We start from the raw sequence: 17,612 nt of genomic DNA, 5'->3' as shown, positions 1-17,612 counted from the left end.
CAATCGCATTTTTGAATATGTCAAATCAGTCTGGCTGATTTTGCAGTGCAAAAAATCTATTTAATCAATGGCTTGTGCTTGATTTTTTTGCGGTGGGAGCGTGGCGGATTACAGGCGGAAAGGGTGTGGTAATACTGCTTTTTCTGGTGAGCCGCGGTCAAAAGACGGGCCGTGCCACAGGGCGGGAGCTTGGCAGGCGAGGGCGGGATGACAGGCAGGGCCCAATGCAACACCCCCTGCCGTCAAAACGGACAGGGGGTGTTTTCGACAGGCCACTGCCGTGGCCTTAGCAAAGGTCGTGCCTAGCCTGCGGCCAGCTTGCCCAGTACCTCGAAGTAGTCGGGGAAGGTCTTGGCCACGCAGTTCGGGTCGTTAATCACCACTGGGGTGCCCAGCAGCGCCACCAGCGAGAAGCACATCGCCATGCGGTGGTCGTCGTAAGTGTCGATTTCGGCGTTAGCCATCAGCTGCGCTGGCGGGGTGACGCTGATGCTGTCCTGCGTTTCCACCACGCTGGCGCCGACCTTGCGCAGCTCGGTGGCCATGGCGGCCAGGCGGTCGGTTTCTTTCACGCGCCAGCTTTCCACATTACGGATGGTGGTGGTGCCCTTGGCGGCTAGCGCGGCCACGGCGATGGTCATGGCCGCGTCGGGGATGTGGTTCAGGTCTACATCGATGGCCTGCAGGCCGCCGGCCGGGGCGCGGGCTTCGATCCAGTTGTCGCCCAGGGTGATCTCGGCACCCATCAGCGCCAGCGCGTCGGCAAACTTTACGTCGCCCTGGATACTGCTGCGGCCAACCCCTTCCACGCGCACCGGGCCACCGGCCAGCGCACCGGCGGCCAGGAAGTAGGACGCGCTGGAGGCGTCGCCTTCCACGTGGATTTCGCCGGGGCTGGTGTAACGTTGGCCGCGCGCGATGGTGAAGCACTGCCAGCCGTCACGCTGCACCTGTACGCCAAAGCGTGCCATCAGGTTCAGGGTGATTTCGATATACGGTTTGGAAATCAGCTCGCCCACCACCTCGATGGTGACGTCCTCGCCGGTGAGCGGCAGTGCCATCAGCAGGGCCGTCAGGAACTGGCTGGACACATTGCCTTTTACGGGGATGACCTGGCCGGCGTTCAGGCTGGCCGGTTTGATCTGCAGCGGCGGGTAGCCGTCGTTGCCCAGGTAGTCGATGTCGGCACCGGCCACGCGCAGCGCGTCGACCAGGTCGCCAATCGGGCGTTCGTGCATGCGCGGCACGCCGTGCAGGTGGTAGTGGCCCTGCATCAGCGCCAGGGCTGCGGTCAGCGGGCGGAAAGCAGTGCCGGCGTTGCCCAGAAACAGGTCGGCGTCTTTTACGCTAAAAGCGCCGCCAGTGCCGTGCACCAGAAAGTCGCGGCTGTCGCCTTGCTGCTCGATGCGCACGCCCAGCGTGGCCAGCGCTTCCAGCATGCGGCGGATATCGTCGGAGTCCAGCAGGTCGCGCACCAGGGTGCTGCCCTCGGCCAGTGCGGCCAGCAGCAGGGTGCGGTTGGAAATGCTCTTGGAACCGGGGAGTTTGATGGTGCCGGCCAGTGGGCCGATGGCTTGTAGATGTAGTTGTTCCATGGTGTTCTTGTCTGTTTTGCTGCAGGGCTGCGCCCCGCCGGGTGATCTCGGCAACGACTGTACCCGTATTGTGCGCCGCCACGCAAACGCTCTCTTTTTGTACTGCTTGCGCTACAATTGCCGGTTTTGATTCAAGGTCTTCGCCATGCCTACGCTCAAACCTGTCATTACCATCGACGGCCCTTCCGCTTCCGGCAAGGGCACGGTGGCTGCCCTGGTGGCACAGCAGCTTGGGCTGCATTATCTGGATTCCGGCGCGCTGTACCGCCTTACGGCGCTATACGCACTGCGCGAAGGCGTAAGCTGGGAAGACGAGCAGAATGTGGCGCGCCTGGCCGCACAGCTGCCGGCGGCGTTTCACGACGGCAAGACCTGGCTGGGCGAGGCCGATGTCAGTGCGGCCATCCGTGCCGAAGATATCGGCATGGGCGCCTCGAAAGTGGCTGCACTGCCCGCCGTGCGCGCCGCACTGCTGACCCGCCAGCGCGATTTTCTGGTGCCGCCAGGCTTGGTAGCCGACGGCCGCGATATGGGCTCGGTGGTGTTTCCTCGGGCGGAATTGAAGGTTTTTCTGACCGCATCGGCCCAGGTGCGCGCCGAACGTCGCTATAAGCAGTTGATCGCAAAAGGGGAATCTGCTAACCTCGTTCAGATTCAGCTGGATATTTCCGATCGTGACGCGCGCGACGCGGCACGGGCGGTTGCCCCGCTAAGACAAGAGCCGGATGCCCACTTGCTGGACACCTCGGACCTGACCATCGAACAAGCGGTGGCGCAGGTACTGTCGTGGTTCGACAAGGCCCGTGGCACCGGCCATTAATTTTTTGTAAGCCGCCGTCTGTCATACCTTGCGCTGACGGCGTATGAAAAACCTAACCCCGCGTGACGCAAGGCATGCCTGAGAGTTACATCTGATGACTACCCTCGTTATGGATAGCTTCGCCGCCCTGTTCGAAGAGAGCCTGGCTCTGCAAGAAATGCGTGCTGGTGAAGTAATCACCGCTGAAGTCGTTGGCATCGATTCCAACTTCGTGACTGTTAACGCCGGTCTGAAGTCCGAATCCCTGATCCCGGTTGAAGAGTTCAAGAACGACAACGGCCAAGTTGAAGTTGCTATCGGCGATTTCGTTACTGTTGCGATCGACTCCCTGGAAAACGGCTTTGGCGAAACCAAGCTCTCCCGTGAAAAAGCCAAACGTCTGGCTGCATGGGTTGACCTGGAAGAGGCTCTGGAAGCTGGCAAGATCCTGTCCGGCGTTATCAGCGGCAAAGTCAAAGGTGGCCTGACCGTTATGGTTAACGGCATCCGCGCCTTCCTGCCGGGTTCCCTGGTTGACGTACGTCCGGTGAAAGACACCACCCCGTACGAAGGCAAAGAAGTTGAGTTCAAGGTTATCAAGCTGGACCGCAAGCGTAACAACGTTGTTGTTTCCCGCCGCGCTGTTCTGGAAGAAACCCTGGGCGAAGAGCGCAAAGCGCTGCTGGAAACCCTGCGTGAAGGTGCCATCATCAAAGGTATCGTCAAGAACATCACCGACTACGGTGCGTTCGTTGACCTGGGCGGTATCGATGGTCTGCTGCACATTACCGACCTGGCTTGGCGCCGTGTTAAGCACCCGTCCGAAGTTCTGGCAGTTGGCGACGAAGTAGAAGCCAAAGTCCTGAAGTTCGATCAGGAGAAAAACCGCGTATCCCTGGGCCTGAAGCAACTGGGCGAAGATCCGTGGGTGGGCCTGTCCCGTCGTTACCCGTCCGGCACCCGTCTGTTCGGCAAGGTAACCAACCTGACCGACTACGGCGCGTTCGTGGAAATCGAACAAGGCATCGAAGGCCTGGTACACGTGTCCGAAATGGACTGGACCAACAAGAACGTACACCCGTCCAAGGTTGTTCAGGTTGGCGACGAAGTAGAAGTGATGATCCTGGAAATCGACGAAGACCGTCGTCGTATCAGCCTGGGCATGAAACAGTGCCAGGCTAACCCATGGAACGAGTTCGCTGACAACTTCAAGAAAGGCGACAAGCTGAAAGGCGCGATCAAGTCGATCACCGATTTCGGCGTGTTCGTTGGCCTGCCTGGCGGTATCGACGGCCTGGTACACCTGTCCGACCTGTCCTGGAACGAAACCGGCGAAGACGCTGTGCGCAAGTTCAAGAAGGGTGACGAGGTTGAAGCCATCGTTCTGTCCATCGACGTGGAAAAAGAGCGTATCTCCCTGGGCATCAAACAGCTGGAAGGCGATCCGTTCAACAACTACGTAGCCATGAACGACAAAGGCGCGCTGGTTAAAGGTACCGTGAAGACCGTTGACGCCAAAGGCGCCGCCGTGACTCTGGACCTGGATGTTGAAGGCTACCTGCGTGCTTCCGAACTGTCCCGCGACCGCGTTGAAGACGCTCGCTCGGTTCTGAAAGAAGGCGACGAAGTTGAGGCTGTGATCATTGCTGTTGATCGCAAGTCCCGCGCTATCAGCCTGTCTATCAAAGCCAAGGACGCACAGGAAGAGAAAGCAGCCATGTCTGCTATCGGCGCTGGCGACTCCAACGTTTCCGCTGGTACCACCAGCCTGGGCGCGCTGCTGAAGGCTAAACTGTCCGGCGGCAACGAATAAGTGATGGACATGACCAAATCTGAGCTTATAGCGAGGCTTGCCGAGCGTTATCCTCAGTTGGTCGCCAAAGATGCTGAGCTGGCTGTTAAAACCATTCTGGATGCAATGGCCAGCAGCTTGGCAAAAGGGCAGCGGATCGAAATCCGCGGTTTTGGTAGCTTCGATCTGAACTACCGTCCGCCGCGGATGGGCCGCAATCCCAAGTCTGGCTCCAGCGTTGTCGTTCCTGAGAAATACGTGCCTCACTTCAAGGCAGGTAAAGAACTGAGAGAGCGGGTTGATCTGACCGGTTCGAACGACTAAGCAGTTTTTTGCCTGTCCCAAAGCGCCGCAGCTTGTCTGCGGCGCTTTTTTTATCTGCGCTTTACTTGGGAGGGGTGTCGCTTTCGTTTAAACTTGCACCATTGCGACGATGCGAAAGCCCCCGATGCGTTATCTCTTCCGCTTGTTTGAGCTGCTCGTGCTGGTATTGCTGATTGCCGTGACGGTGCAAAACAGTGCCGTAGTGGAATTCAAGCTGTTCTTTGGCCAGAGCTGGCAAGCCCCGCTCATCCTGCTCTTGCTGATTTTCTTTGTGGCAGGCGCCTTGATTGGCCTGGTGGCCACGTTTGCCTATTCCCTGCGCGTACGCCGCGAGCTGTCGCAGCTCAAGAAAGAGCTGCGCTCCCGTCAGGGCAGCAAGGTGGTGGTAGACCCCAGCGACGCCCTGGCCGACTAAGCCATCCTGTTTTTTGCTCCGAGGTTGAATTTTGGATATCGATTTGTGGTGGCTGTTACTGTTCCCGGCCTTTTTCGGTTTGGGGTGGTTCGCCGCACGCGTAGACATGCGTGCAGTGCTGAAGCAGGCACGTGAAGTACCTGCCGGTTTTTATAAAGGGCTGGACGCGCTGGTAGATGACCAGACCGATGTGGCCGCCCGCTCGCTGTCCGAAGTGGCGCGTGCCCACCCGCACGCACTGGAAGTACAGCTGAGCCTGGGCAAGCTGTACCGCCGCCGTGGCGAGAACGACCGCGCCATCCGCCTGCATCAGCAGGTGCTGGACCTGCCCGACCTCACGCGCGAGCAAAAAGCGCTGGTGCGCTTCGAGCTGTCGCAAGACTTTCACAAAGCCGGCCTGGTAGACCGTGCCGAAGAGATCCTGGTGAAGCTGCTGGATAGCCAGACCATGGGCCGTGCCGCGCGCGAGCAGTTGCTGTCTATTTATCAGCAAGACCGCGACTGGGCCAAAGCCATTGCCACCGCGCTGGAGCTGCGCAGCGATGCGCACAGCTTCCAGCACGAAGTGGCGCAGTTTTACTGCGAGCTGGCCCAGGGCGCGCTATACCAGTCCGACTACGACAAAGCACGCGATATGGTGCAGCAAGCTTTTGCGGCCAACCGTAAATGCGTGCGTGCCAGCATTCTGCTGGGCGATATCGAAACGGCACAGGGCCAGCACGAGGCCGCCATTGCCGCGTGGCAAACCATCGAAAAGCAAAACTACGAATACCTGGCCATGGTGGCCGAGCGCCTGTTTGACGCCTATGAGGCGCAGGGTAAGCCGCAAGAAGGCATTGCGCTGCTGCGCGGCTATCAGCGCACCTTCTCGCAGCTGGAGCTCACCGACCTGTTGTACCAGAAGGTGGCTACCTACGAAGGCGAAGCCCGCGCGCTGGAAGCCGCCCGCGAGGCGGTACACGCCCGCCCGAGCCTGCTGGGTGTTTACCGCCTGGTGGAATCGCAGATGGACGAGCTCAGCACCGAAGGCCGCCTGGACGCCGAAGTGGCGCGTGCGCTGATCATGAAACACGCGCAGCGCCTGACCGTACACCGTTGCAAACGCTGCAACTTCCGCTCGCGGGCATTCTTCTGGCATTGCCCCGCCTGCGGCGAGTGGGAAAGCTTTACGCCTAACCGCTCCGAAAACCACTGAACCGAATACGCGACAAGAAAGACAGGAAAACATGAACCCGTTAATGGCACATGGCTTTGCGGCCAACGTTAATTCGCCGGTACTGGTGGCGCTGGACTTTGCCACCGCAGACGCCGCACTGGCCTTTGCTTCCCGTCTGGACCCCTCGCAGTGCCGCCTCAAGGTAGGCAAGGAGCTGTTTACCGCCGCCGGCCCGCAGCTGCTGGAACAGTTGGCCGCACGCGGCTTCCAGGTGTTTCTGGACCTGAAATTCCACGACATCCCCAATACCGTGGCACACGCCTGCAAAATGGCCGCCGAAGCCGGGGTGTGGATGGTAAACGTGCACGCCAGTGGCGGCCGCCGCATGATGGAAGCCTCGGCCGACGCGCTGGCACAGTACAGCCAGCGCCCGCTGCTGATCGCCGTGACCGTGCTCACCAGCATGGACACCGCCGACCTGCTGGAAATCGGCATTACCGTGCCGCCGCAAGAGCACGTGCTGCGCCTGGCGCGCCTCACCCGCGATAGCGGCCTGGATGGCGTCGTGTGCTCGGCGCAGGAAGCCGGCGTGCTGAAAGCCGAGCTGGGCCAGGGCTTCAAGCTGGTGACGCCGGGCATCCGCCTGGCCGACAGCGCCGCCGACGACCAGCGCCGCGTGATGACGCCGGTTGCCGCGCTGCAAGCCGGTTCCGACTACCTGGTGATCGGCCGCCCCATCACCCGTGCCGACGACCCGCTGATGGTGCTGAACAAGATCAATGCTGATATCCAGGCCTACCAGGCCAGCCTGGCCTGAGCCGAGGTAGCCCATGACCCTGATGCAACAGCTGGGCCTGAGCCCGGAAGACCTGACCCGCCGCCTGGCCGCTAGCCGTGTGCTGGTGGTAGGCGATGTGATGCTGGACCGCTACTGGTTTGGCGACGTATCGCGCATCTCGCCCGAAGCCCCGGTGCCGGTGGCCAGGATCGCGCGCATGGAAGAGCGCGCTGGTGGTGCGGCCAACGTGGCGCGCAATATTGCCAGCCTGGGCGGCAAGGCCACCATCCTGTCCGTGGTGGGCGACGACGAAGCCGCCACCGCGCTGACACGGCTGATGGAAAGCGACGGCATTACCCCGTCGTTCAAGCGTGACCCCGGTATTTCCACCACCATCAAACTGCGCGTGGTGGCGCGGCAGCAGCAGCTGATCCGCCTGGATTTCGAAGACGCGCCCAGCCACGAGATTCTGGCCGACAAGCTGGACGAGTACGCTGCCATCGTGGCCGAACACGACGTGGTGATCCTGTCCGACTACGGCAAAGGCGGCCTCACCCATGTAAGCCGCATGATCGAACTGGCGCGCGCCGCCGGCAAACCGGTGCTGATCGACCCCAAGGGCGACGATTACAGCAAGTACGCCGGCGCCACGCTGCTCACGCCTAACCGCAGCGAGTTCAAGCAAGTAGCCGGCAGCTGGCAGAACGAGGAGCAGCTGGCCGCCAAGGCGCAGGCGCTGCGCAGCCAGCTGCAGCTGGACGCGCTGCTGGTGACGCGCAGCGAAGAGGGCATGACGCTGTACCGTGAAGCGGGCGCCGTGCACGAGCCCACGCTGGCGCAAGAGGTATACGACGTGTCCGGTGCCGGCGATACCGTTATCGGCACCCTGGGCCTGATGTTGGCCGCAGGGCTGGACATGCCGCTGGCCATGCGCCTGGCCAATGCCGCCGCCGGCATTGTGGTGGCCAAGCTGGGTACCGCCGTGTGCCACCAGCGCGAGCTGTTTGCCTTGTAACCACCCTGTTTAGCAAGGAGCGGATGATGATCTGGTACGAGCAAGTGCTGCAGTTCTGGTTCGGGGGCAGCAGCGACGACATGCTGGCCCTGCCGCGTGATGCCTGGTTCAAGAAGGACCCGGTGTTTGACGGCATCATCCGCGAACGTTTTGCCCCTTTGCTGGCCGAGTTGGCCGCAGGCACGCTGCAGCCCGACGCCAGCGACGCGCGCCAGGTGCTGGCCTGGCTGATCGTGGCCGACCAGTTTCCGCGCAACCTGTACCGTGGCCAGGCGCAGGCCTTTGCCACCGACGCGCTGGCGCTGGCCGCCAGCCACGCCGCGCTGGCGGCGCGGCTTGATATCCGCCTGCCGCCAGTGGCGCGCTGGTTTGTCTACCTGCCGCTGGAACACAGCGAGCAGCTGGCCGACCAGGAAGCATCCGTGCGCCGTTTCGAGAGCCTGCCGCAGGGCAGCCCGGGGCGCGACAATGTAATCGATTTTGCCCGGCGGCATCACGAGATCGTCGCCCGTTTCGGCCGTTTCCCGCACCGCAATGCGGCGCTGGGGCGGCCGTCTACCCAGGACGAGCTGTCATTTCTGGCCCAGCCAGGCAGCGCCTTCTGAACGCATACAAGGAACAAGCATGACTATCGTGGTTACCGGCGCGGCCGGCTTTATCGGCTCCAATATCGTGAAGGCGCTGAACGCGCGTGGCGAAACCGACATCCTGGCGGTGGATAACCTCAGCAAGGGTGACAAGTTCGTAAACCTGGTGGGCTGCGAAATCAGCGACTACCTGGACAAGCAAGACTTCATCAGCCTGATCGGCAGTGGCGATTTCGACGGTGAAATCACCGCCATCCTGCACCAGGGTGCTTGCTCCGACACCATGAACCACGACGGCAAGTACATGATGGAGAACAACTACCAGTACACGCTGGAGCTGTTCGAATTTTGCCAGGCCGAAGAAATCCCCTTCCTGTACGCCAGCAGCGCGGCGACTTACGGCAAAGGCACTACCTTCAAGGAAGACCGCCAGTTCGAAGGCCCACTGAACGTGTACGGTTACTCCAAGTTCCTGTTCGACCAGATCCTGCGCCGCCGCATGGCCGAAGGCCTGACCGCGCAAGTGGCGGGCTTTCGCTACTTCAATGTGTACGGCCCGCAAGAGCAGCACAAAGGCCGCATGGCCTCGGTGGCGTTCCACAACTTCAATCAGTACCGCGACACCGGCAAGGTCAAGCTGTTCGGTGGCTACGATGGCTACGCCGACGGCACCCAGAGCCGCGATTTCGTGTCGGTGGAAGATGTAGTGAAGGTGAACCTGTACTTCCTGGATAACCCGGATAAGAGCGGCATTTTCAACCTGGGCTCCGGCCGCGCGCAGCCGTTCAACGACGTAGCCGTGGCCACCGTCAACGCCTGCCGCCGCCACGAAGGCAAACCGGCGCTGACGCTGCCTGAGCTGGTAGCGCAGGGCATTCTGGAGTACATCGACTTCCCGGACGCGCTGAAAGGCAAGTACCAGAGCTTCACCCAGGCCGACATCGGCAAGCTGCGCAGCGCCGGTTACAGCGATGCCATGCTCACCGTAGAGCAGGGTGTAGACCGCTACGTGGACTGGCTGATGAGCCGATGAGCCGACACGCCGCCCTGCCGGTACGCGTAGCTGCCCGTTTGCTGCTGCGCAATCCCGATGGTGCGGTGCTGCTGTTCCCCTACCGGCCGCCCGCTTTGGGCGGCCGTATTGCTTACTGGTTCACCCCCGGTGGCGGCGTGCACGCAGGCGAAAGCCTGGCAGAGGCTGCCTGCCGCGAGTGCCGCGAGGAAACCGGCTACCTGCTGGCCGACCCCGGCGAGCCACTGGCGCGGCGGCAGTTTGCCATGCGCCTGCCGGATGGGCGCGAGGTATGGGCCGACGAGCATTACTTTCACGTGCGGGTTGGCCGCATCGCCTTGCAGCAAGACGGCTGGAGCGCGCAGGAGCAAGCCAGCATGGGGGCGGGGCGCTGGTTTGACAGTGCAGCGTTGGCCGCCGCGCCACAGCCTGTTTTCCCCGAGCACCTGCCGGCCATGTTGGCCGCTGCTGATGCGCGCGACGCACAGGCCGCAGTGCATAGCGTGCGCGATGGCGACAGGTGTTTGCCCAAAAAATGAGCATTACTGTTGCCCGGCGGCGATAGCTGATAACATCAGGCTATTGAAATAGCCAGGATTGTAAAGCCATGAAATGCCCCTTCTGCGGCTGCGCCGATACCCAGGTGGTAGATTCCCGCGTCAGCGAAGACGGCAGCAGCATACGTCGCCGCCGCCGCTGCACCAGCTGCGACAAGCGCTTTACAACCTTTGAAACCGCCGAAGTGCGCATGCCGCAAGTGGTGAAAACCGGCGGCCATCGCACCGAGTTCGACGTGGAAAAGGTACGCACCAGCTTCCTGCGCGCGCTGCACAAGCGCCCGGTGTCCACCCCGCTGGTAGACGACGCCATCAACCGCATCAGCCAGCGCCTGCTGCAGCTGGGCGAGCGCGAGGTGTCCAGCCGCTATATCGGCGAAATGGTGATGAACGAGCTGGCCAAGCTGGATAAAGTGGCCTACGTGCGCTTTGCCTCGGTGTACAAGAGCTTCCAGGATATTTCCGAGTTCACCGACGCCATCGAGGAAATACAAGGCAAAGGCTAAAGCCGGGCCTGCCGCCACGGCGCGGTGAACCAGACAACCCTGCCCTGCGCGGCAGGGTTTTTCATGGGCGCTATGGGCAGGAGAGCAGGGCGTGCGTCTTCAGTAGCAGCCGGCTACCGCGCAGGCTGCCACGGTGCGGTTTACACGTGCGGCAGCCGGTGCAGGCTTGACGCTGGCTTGCGGCCAACCTTAGTCTGTGGGCTCGCAGTTCCATAAGAAAGCCTGACATGACCTCCCCGATTACCCTTCGCCCGCTTGAACCTGCCGACGCCGATGCGCTGTTTTCCCTGGTAGACAGCAGCCGCGACAGCCTGTCGCAGTGGCTGCCCTGGGTGGATACCACCCGCAGCCCCGCCGATTCGCTCACCTTTATCCAGCACACGCAAGCCGAGCGTGACGCTGGCCGCGTCTACACCTGGCTGATCGTGGCCGACGGCCAGCCCGCCGGCGTGTGCGACCTGCACGGCGTGAGCCTGCTGAACCTGCACGGCTCCGTAGGCTACTGGCTGGCCGACGCCTACGTTGGCCGCGGCTACCTGCCGCAGGCACTGGCGCAGGTGCTGCAAACCGCGTTTGCCGAGCTGGGCTTGAACCGTGTGGATATCGTGAGCGCGGCGGCCAACCTGCGCAGCTGCGCCGTGGCCGAGCGTAGCGGCTTTACCCAGGAAGGCGTGTTGCGCGGCTATCTGCGCATCCGCGAGCGCTTCTGGGATGCGCGCATCTACAGCCAGCTGGCTGCCGACTGGCGTAGCGCGCAAGGCCAGGCATGATGAGCACGGCGCTGGACTTGCAGCCGCAAGACTACCAATACATGCAGCAGGCGCTGCGCCTGGCTGCCGCTGCTACCCGCCGTGCCGCCCCCAACCCCGGCGTAGGCTGCGTGCTGGTGCGCGACGGCCAGATCATTGGCGAGGGCGCTACCCTGCGCGTAGGCGGCGACCACGCCGAAATCCAGGCCATCAAAGACTGCTACGCCCGCGGCCACAGCCCCGCCGGTGCTACCGCCTACGTTACGCTGGAGCCGTGCAGCCATTACGGCCGTACCCCGCCATGCGCCGAGCGCCTGATCAAGGAAAACATCGGCCGTGTGGTAGCCGCTATGGTGGACCCGTACCACGAGGTGGCCGGGCGCGGCATTGCCATGCTCAATGCGGCCGGCATTCCCGCTGTGGCAGGCTGCCTGCAAGCCGAGGCGCAGCAGGTACACCGTGGCTTCCTGTCGCGCGTTACACGCCAGCGCCCATGGGTCACGCTGAAAGCTGCCGCCACGCTGGATGGCAAGACGGCGCTGCTTAATGGCGTCAGCCAGTGGATTACCGGCCCCGACGCCCGCCTGGATGTGCAGCAGCTGCGTGCGGCCAACTGCGCCATCCTCACCGGCAGCGGCACCGTGCTGGCCGACGACCCGCAGCTTACCGTGCGAGAGGTGGCCGTGCCGTGCCAGCCGCTGCGTGTGGTGGTAGACAGCCGCCTGGCCACGCCGCCAGCGGCGCGCATTTACGATACCGCCGTGGCGCCCACCCTGCTGGTAACCGCGGTGGCCGATAGCCAGCTGCACGCGCCGTATCTGGCGCGCGGCGTACAAATACGCGTGTTGCCTGCGCCAGATCAGCACGTCGACCTGGCCGCGCTGTTACAAAGCCTGGCAGCCGATGGCATTAACCAGCTGATGGTCGAAGCCGGCGCCGGCCTGAACGGCGCGCTGGCACAAGCCGGGCTGGTAGACGATATCGTGCTCTATCTGGCGCCCTATCTGGCCGGCGATGCGGCACGCGGGCTGTTTGCCTGGCCCGCGCTGCAGTCGCTGGACGACAAGCTGCCGCTGCACATCAGCGATACCCGCATGGTGGGCCGCGACCTGCGCCTGACCCTGCAGCCCAACCCTAACCTGAGCTAAGCCCCGCATGCTGCTGACCGAACACACCCTGTACCGCCTGGCCCACGCCACCTTGCTGGCGCTGGGCTCTAACAATGAAGAAGCCGATGTGGTGGCGCAGCACCTGGTGGCGGCCAACCTGAAAGGCCACCCCAGCCACGGCGTGGGCATGCTGCCTTTTTATGTAGAGAGTGTACGTGCCGGTACCTTGCAGCCGGGCGAGCCCGCCTGGCTGCTGAACGATAGCGGGGCGATTCTGCAATTTGACGGCGAGCGCGGCTACGGCCAGCGGGTGGTGCGCGAGGCGGTGGACGCTGCTATCGAGCGCGTCGCCCACACCGGTATCGTGCTGCTCACAGTGCGTAACAGCCACCATATGGGCCGCATCGGCAGCTATGGCGAGCAGGTGGCTGCGGCGGGTAAAGTCGGGCTGTTTTTTGTCAACGTGACAGACTTTCCCCAGCCGCTGGTGGCCCCGTTTGGTGGTTCCGCAGCGTGCTTTGGCACCAACCCGCTGTGCGTGGCGTTTCCGGCGGGCGGGCGCGAGCCGGCCTTCGTTCTGGACTTTGCCACCAGCATGGTGGCCTACGGCAAAACGCGCGTCGCCTACCTGGCAGGCAAGACCTTTGATGAAGCCGTGATGCTGGACGCCGCCGGCCTGCCTACGGCCAACCCCGCCGCCATGCACGAGCAGCCCACCGGGGCGCTGCGCCCCATCGCGGCACACAAGGGCGGTGGCCTGGTGGCGGCTATCGAGTTCCTGGCCGGTTTGCTGTCGGGCGGCGGTACGCTGCAGCCGGGCAATGCCCGCCTGGGCGGCATTGTGAACAACCTGACCGCCATCATCATCGACCCGGAGGCGGTAGCCGACGTGAGCTGGCTGCGCGAGGAGTACGACGCCATGGCGGCCTATATCCGCAGCTCACCGCCCCCCGCCGGGCAGCCGCCGCTGATGCTGGCGGGCGAGCCGGAACGCCAGCGCGCAGCCGAAGCAGCGCTGCACGGGGTGGAGATGTCGGATAATGAATGGGCCGCTATCCTGGCCGCTGCGCGCAGCGCAGGCGTGGCCGCCCCCGAGCTGCTGTAAGGAAGCCACACCATGCCTCAGGATAAAATGGACGATGCGCTGGACGCCTATCTGCGCCTGCTGGACAGCAAGGGCGCGGGGGCCGATGTGGTGGCCTATCGCCGCCGTATCCTGGCGCGGCTGAACCAGATCCTGCGCAACCAGCGTGGCGGGGCAGATATCTACCGCGCCGCGGTAGATGCCCTGCTATCGCTATGCCCGCCAGACGACCGCGCCGGCGCCATGACAGCGGCGCGCGAGTATTACTATTTCTGGCTGGATGACGTTAAAAAGCTGGCCGCACTCAATGCCCGCGACGGCTTTACCACCCACCATATCCGGCTACCGGCGCACGGCAGTTTTGAAAGCCTGCAACAGCGCATGGTGAGCGAAGGCTTCAGCCGCTACCCGCCATCGCTGGATATTTATCTGGGCCAGCTGTACGAGCTGGGCTCGGATGAGGGCATGCTGGCCGAGCGCGGCGACCTGATTCGCCCGCTGCTCTACCTGCTGCATGGCCACCCGCACCACCCGGACAGCTTCCGCACCGCCATCGACGCCATGCTGCTGCACCTGGGCGATAGCCAGGCGCGTGATACCTTTCTGGCCATAGCGCGCGAGTTTTTCTACTACTGGATATCGTTCCCGGACGCCGACGTACGCGCCGCGCCGCGCCCAGGCTGAGCCGGCCACCGTCCGAACAGACAATTGCCGCCCGGCGCGGCAGCAGGCATCATCGCAGCCTTGATTACCCAAGGTGCCTGCCATGACCCATTCCGCCTACCTGCAGCTGGAAACCGCCTTTACCCGCCTGTACCGCTATCAGCATCTGGCCGCCATGGCCGGCTGGGACCAGGCCGCCATGATGCCAGCCAAAGGTAACGACGCCCGCGCTGCCGCCATGGCCGAGCTGCACGTGCTGATGCACAACACGCTGACCGACCCCGCACTGACCCCGCTGTTTGATGCTGCCGCCGCCGAAGCGCTGGCACCGGTACAGCAAGCCAGCCTGCGCGAAATGCGCCGCGAATGGCAAAACGCCAACCTGCTGCCCGCCAGCCTGGTAGAAGCCAAAAGCCTGGCCGGTAGCCGCTGCGAACACGCCTGGCGCAGCCAGCGCAAGGCCAACGACTGGCAAGGCTTCCTGCAGAACTTCCGCGAGGTGGTCAAGCTGTCGCGCGAGGAAGCGCAATACCTGTCCGACGCCACCGGTGTATCGCGCTACGACGCGCTGATGAACCTGTACGAGCCGGGCATGAACAGCGCCGAAGTGCAGCGTATTTTCGACGACGTGAAAAGCTGGCTGCCCGGCCTGATCCGCGACACCATGCAAAAGCAGGCAGGCGAACAGGTGCTGCAAGCGCAGGGGCCGTTTGCCATCGAGGCACAGCGCGCGCTGGGCGTAGAAGTGATGGGTTTGCTGGGTTTCGATTTTGACGCCGGCCGCCTGGACGTATCGGTGCACCCCTTCTGCGGTGGCGTTGCCGAAGACGTGCGCATTACCACCCGCTACCGTGAAGATGATTTTGTGCAAAGCCTGATGGGCATCGTGCACGAAACCGGCCACGCCCGTTACGAGCAAGGCTTGCCACGCGAGCTGGCGCACCTGCCCGTGGGCCACGCCCGCTCCATGGGCATACACGAAAGCCAGAGCCTGTCGTTTGAAATGCAGCTGGGCCGCAATCCGGCCTTCTTGCAGCTGATTGCCCCGCTGGTGAAAAAACACCTGGGCGACCAGCCAGCCTTCGATGCGGCCAACCTGGGCCTGCTGTACAGCCGCGTGCGCCCGGGCTATATCCGCGTGGATGCCGACGAGCTGACCTACCCGGCGCATGTGATTTTGCGCTTCGAGATCGAGCGCGCCCTGATCGAAGGCGAGATCGAGGCCGAAGACATTCCGGCGCTGTGGGACGAAAAAATGATGGCCTATCTGGGGGTAGACACCCGTGGCAACTACCAGAATGGCTGCCTGCAGGATATCCACTGGACCGACGGCAGCTTTGGCTACTTCCCCAGCTATACCCTGGGTGCCATGTACGCCGCGCAGTACTTTGCCACCCTGCGCCAGCAATACCCCGACCTGGACAGCCGCATTGCCGCAGGCGACCTGGCGCCGGTATTCGACTGGCTGCAGGCCAATATCTGGCAGCAAGCCAGCCTGTGGAACACGCCGGAGCTGGTGCGCCGCGCCACGGGCGAGAGCCTGAACCCGGCGCATTTCCGTGCGCATTTGCAGGCACGTTATCTGGGCTAAACCTGCGAGCTGGGCGAGGGCAGGGGGTGGCAGATTATGCTGACATCGCCCGGCTAAACGGAATAATACCCCGCATAAATGGCTTCCAAGGAAGCTATGCGGGGTATTTTACATGTGGAGATTTATAAGTTCGCTATTTGATAGGCAGCATATATATCGAAATATAAGAAGATGCGATGCCACTATTTCACCCTCGCATGATTAGCAGTATAAATCTTGAGAAGGGGCGTTGCGACGCGCCCGGATATCATAAAAACATTATCAGGCGGGGCTGGCCTCTGTGTATACCGCCGCCTGACAGGGGAAAAACATGTCGACGGGGCAGCAAGCTTTGGCACCATACGACATCGAAAAGGTGCTGTTTCATAGCCTGGATGTGATACCTATCCCGGCGCTGGTGTCCAGCTCGGACCCGGCACTGGAGGGCAAGCGCAACCATCTGTTCATCAATAAGGCCTTCCTGCAGCAGATCGGCTACACCGCCGAGGAAATGCCCGATATGCTCAGCTGGTTCCAGCTGGCGTATCCCGACCCCATTTATCGACAGCAGATTACCCGTGAATGGCACCAGGCAGTAGAGGATAGCCAGGCGCGTGGTGAGAACGTGGCCGAGACCAGCGCCATGGTGCGTTGCAAGAATGGTGAGCAGCGCTGGTTTATCGTGGCCGCCCAGATCAAGGCCGACGTGTTGCCTTCCTGGCATATCGTGACCTTTCGCGATGTACACGACCTGCATTGCATGGTGGAAGAAAACCGCCGCCTGTCCATTACCGACCCGCTGACCCAGCTAGCCAACCGCCGCGAGGCCCAGATGCAGCTGGAGCTGGCGCGTAATGCCTTTTTGCACCGCGACCAGCCATTTACCGTACTGCTGTGCGATATAGACCACTTCAAGGCGCTGAACGACCGTTTTGGCCATAGCTGCGGTGACGAAGCACTGTGCCTGCTGGCCGCTACCCTGCAGGCGTGTGCGCGCCAGGGCGACTGTGTGGCCCGCTGGGGTGGCGAAGAATTCCTGCTATTGCTCCCCGCTACCGCTTTGCCAGGTGCCATCACCATGGCGCAGCGCATCCGCACGCTGGTATCCCAGATTGCCCTGCCGTGGGAGAACGCGCCCATGCTGAGCGTGAGCATAGGTTGCGCCACCATGGTGCCGGAGCTCACGCTGGATAGCCTGATCCAGCAGGCTGATATGGCGCTGTATCGGGCCAAGGCCGCCGGGCGCAACTGCGTGATGGCCTGATGGCTGTGCGCTGGTGTGCTCCCCTGTATGCCGCCGTATAGCACATACACAGTGGATGGCAGCAGTTTGCTGGCCGGGGTACACCGATCCGGATGGATGTGAATAAAAAAACCTGCTTGCGACGCAAGCAGGTTTTTTGTTGTGCGGCCAGGGTCAGTCTGGCCGTTTTAGCAGCAGCAAGCCAACCACGCCAATGCCCAGCTCCAGTAGCAAGTAGACCTGCAGCAGGGTATTGGGCATGCCATCGACCAGGATGCTGACCACGCGGCCTATAGCCAGCCCCAGCATGAATACCACCAGGCTCAGCAGGGCTGCCTGGCGCAAACCGGCGCGCAGCGCGCCCATCACCCAGAACAGTGCCAGCGCCAGGTACAAGCCCGTGATGGCGCGGAAAATGTGAAAGCCGTTAACGCTATCCACCTGCAGGCCAAACAGCTCGCTCAGGCTCTGTTGCGGTGCCAGGCCGTAGGACAGTGCAATGGGCACCAGCCCGATGGCGGTACTGATCAGAAATAGCTGACGCAGATTCATGGATTACCCCTGTGTATTGTTATTTGACATTGATTGCCAGCCGATACAGCGCCATGCCGTACCGGGGCAAACCAGTATCGGCAGCGTGTAAACACAGGGTCAATCC

Annotated in this window: 19 protein-coding genes; 17 read left to right on the top strand and 2 right to left on the bottom strand. The window is 62.5% G+C overall.

Features of this window, described 5'->3' with window-relative positions; all coding sequences use genetic code 11:
* Positions 1-302 precede the first annotated feature (302 nt).
* Entirely contained in the window at positions 303-1,595 is a 1,293-nt protein-coding gene (gene aroA, locus FLQ44_RS00755; RefSeq protein ID WP_147692624.1) for a 3-phosphoshikimate 1-carboxyvinyltransferase, read from the bottom strand.
* Positions 1,596-1,740: 145 nt separating this feature from the next.
* Between aroA and cmk the strand changes: the two genes are divergently transcribed.
* From cmk to FLQ44_RS00670, 17 genes are all read left to right on the top strand, one after another.
* A complete protein-coding gene (gene cmk, locus FLQ44_RS00750) occupies positions 1,741-2,415 on the top strand; it encodes a (d)CMP kinase (protein WP_147689195.1) in 675 nt (224 codons plus the stop codon).
* Positions 2,416-2,524: 109 nt separating this feature from the next.
* The gene (gene rpsA, locus FLQ44_RS00745; RefSeq protein WP_147692659.1) at positions 2,525-4,207 is read left to right on the top strand and encodes a 30S ribosomal protein S1; all 1,683 of its coding nucleotides are present in this window, start codon (positions 2,525-2,527) and stop codon (positions 4,205-4,207) included.
* Positions 4,208-4,216: 9 nt separating this feature from the next.
* Positions 4,217-4,510 (top strand): integration host factor subunit beta, encoded by a 294-nt coding sequence (locus FLQ44_RS00740; protein WP_026108145.1) that lies wholly within the window; start codon positions 4,217-4,219, stop codon positions 4,508-4,510.
* A 124-nt stretch (positions 4,511-4,634) separates the two neighbouring features.
* Positions 4,635-4,925 (top strand): lipopolysaccharide assembly protein LapA domain-containing protein, encoded by a 291-nt coding sequence (locus tag FLQ44_RS00735; RefSeq protein WP_147689196.1) that lies wholly within the window; start codon positions 4,635-4,637, stop codon positions 4,923-4,925.
* 31 nt (positions 4,926-4,956) lie between these two features.
* On the top strand, positions 4,957-6,120 hold the full coding sequence (gene lapB / locus FLQ44_RS00730) for a lipopolysaccharide assembly protein LapB (protein WP_147692623.1): 1,164 nt from the start codon (positions 4,957-4,959) through the stop codon (positions 6,118-6,120).
* Between the two features lie 31 nt (positions 6,121-6,151).
* Positions 6,152-6,898, top strand: coding sequence for an orotidine-5'-phosphate decarboxylase (gene pyrF / locus FLQ44_RS00725; RefSeq protein WP_147692622.1), 747 nt, complete (start codon positions 6,152-6,154; stop codon positions 6,896-6,898).
* Between the two features lie 13 nt (positions 6,899-6,911).
* Complete coding sequence (rfaE1, locus tag FLQ44_RS00720; protein ID WP_147692621.1) at positions 6,912-7,874, top strand: D-glycero-beta-D-manno-heptose-7-phosphate kinase; 963 nt, start codon at positions 6,912-6,914, stop codon at positions 7,872-7,874.
* Between the two features lie 23 nt (positions 7,875-7,897).
* The gene (locus FLQ44_RS00715) at positions 7,898-8,479 is read left to right on the top strand and encodes a DUF924 family protein (RefSeq protein WP_240801145.1); all 582 of its coding nucleotides are present in this window, start codon (positions 7,898-7,900) and stop codon (positions 8,477-8,479) included.
* A gap of 19 nt (positions 8,480-8,498) precedes the next feature.
* On the top strand, positions 8,499-9,494 hold the full coding sequence (gene rfaD / locus FLQ44_RS00710; RefSeq protein WP_147692620.1) for an ADP-glyceromanno-heptose 6-epimerase: 996 nt from the start codon (positions 8,499-8,501) through the stop codon (positions 9,492-9,494).
* Positions 9,491-10,012, top strand: a complete 522-nt coding sequence (locus tag FLQ44_RS00705) for an NUDIX hydrolase (RefSeq protein WP_147692619.1) — start codon at positions 9,491-9,493, stop codon at positions 10,010-10,012. The genes rfaD and FLQ44_RS00705 overlap by 4 nt, the downstream gene beginning before the upstream one ends.
* Before the next feature lie 68 nt (positions 10,013-10,080).
* Positions 10,081-10,536: a transcriptional regulator NrdR gene (gene nrdR / locus FLQ44_RS00700; protein ID WP_017509956.1), complete on the top strand. Its 456-nt coding sequence runs from the start codon at positions 10,081-10,083 to the stop codon at positions 10,534-10,536.
* A gap of 227 nt (positions 10,537-10,763) precedes the next feature.
* Complete coding sequence (locus FLQ44_RS00695) at positions 10,764-11,306, top strand: GNAT family N-acetyltransferase (RefSeq protein ID WP_147692618.1); 543 nt, start codon at positions 10,764-10,766, stop codon at positions 11,304-11,306.
* Positions 11,303-12,433: a bifunctional diaminohydroxyphosphoribosylaminopyrimidine deaminase/5-amino-6-(5-phosphoribosylamino)uracil reductase RibD gene (gene ribD, locus FLQ44_RS00690; RefSeq protein ID WP_240801144.1), complete on the top strand. Its 1,131-nt coding sequence runs from the start codon at positions 11,303-11,305 to the stop codon at positions 12,431-12,433. The genes FLQ44_RS00695 and ribD overlap by 4 nt, the downstream gene beginning before the upstream one ends.
* A 7-nt stretch (positions 12,434-12,440) precedes the next feature.
* Positions 12,441-13,499 (top strand): malate/lactate/ureidoglycolate dehydrogenase, encoded by a 1,059-nt coding sequence (locus FLQ44_RS00685; protein ID WP_147692617.1) that lies wholly within the window; start codon positions 12,441-12,443, stop codon positions 13,497-13,499.
* Positions 13,500-13,511: 12 nt separating this feature from the next.
* Entirely contained in the window at positions 13,512-14,162 is a 651-nt protein-coding gene (locus tag FLQ44_RS00680) for a hypothetical protein (RefSeq protein WP_147692616.1), read from the top strand.
* A gap of 82 nt (positions 14,163-14,244) precedes the next feature.
* Complete coding sequence (locus tag FLQ44_RS00675; RefSeq protein WP_147692615.1) at positions 14,245-15,732, top strand: carboxypeptidase M32; 1,488 nt, start codon at positions 14,245-14,247, stop codon at positions 15,730-15,732.
* A gap of 310 nt (positions 15,733-16,042) precedes the next feature.
* Positions 16,043-16,975 (top strand): sensor domain-containing diguanylate cyclase, encoded by a 933-nt coding sequence (locus FLQ44_RS00670; protein ID WP_206208591.1) that lies wholly within the window; start codon positions 16,043-16,045, stop codon positions 16,973-16,975.
* A 153-nt stretch (positions 16,976-17,128) separates the two neighbouring features.
* On the opposite strand, the gene FLQ44_RS00665 is transcribed toward FLQ44_RS00670, so the two are convergent.
* Positions 17,129-17,506: a DUF4345 domain-containing protein gene (locus FLQ44_RS00665; protein WP_147692614.1), complete on the bottom strand. Its 378-nt coding sequence runs from the start codon at positions 17,504-17,506 to the stop codon at positions 17,129-17,131.
* Between the last annotated feature and the right edge of the window lie 106 nt (positions 17,507-17,612).

The sequence above is a fragment of the Vogesella mureinivorans genome, assembly GCF_007644035.1.
Lineage (GTDB): Bacteria > Pseudomonadota > Gammaproteobacteria > Burkholderiales > Chromobacteriaceae > Vogesella > Vogesella mureinivorans.
The sequence above is the reverse complement of the archived record's forward strand: the minus strand, read 5'-3'. Positions and strand labels throughout refer to the sequence as shown.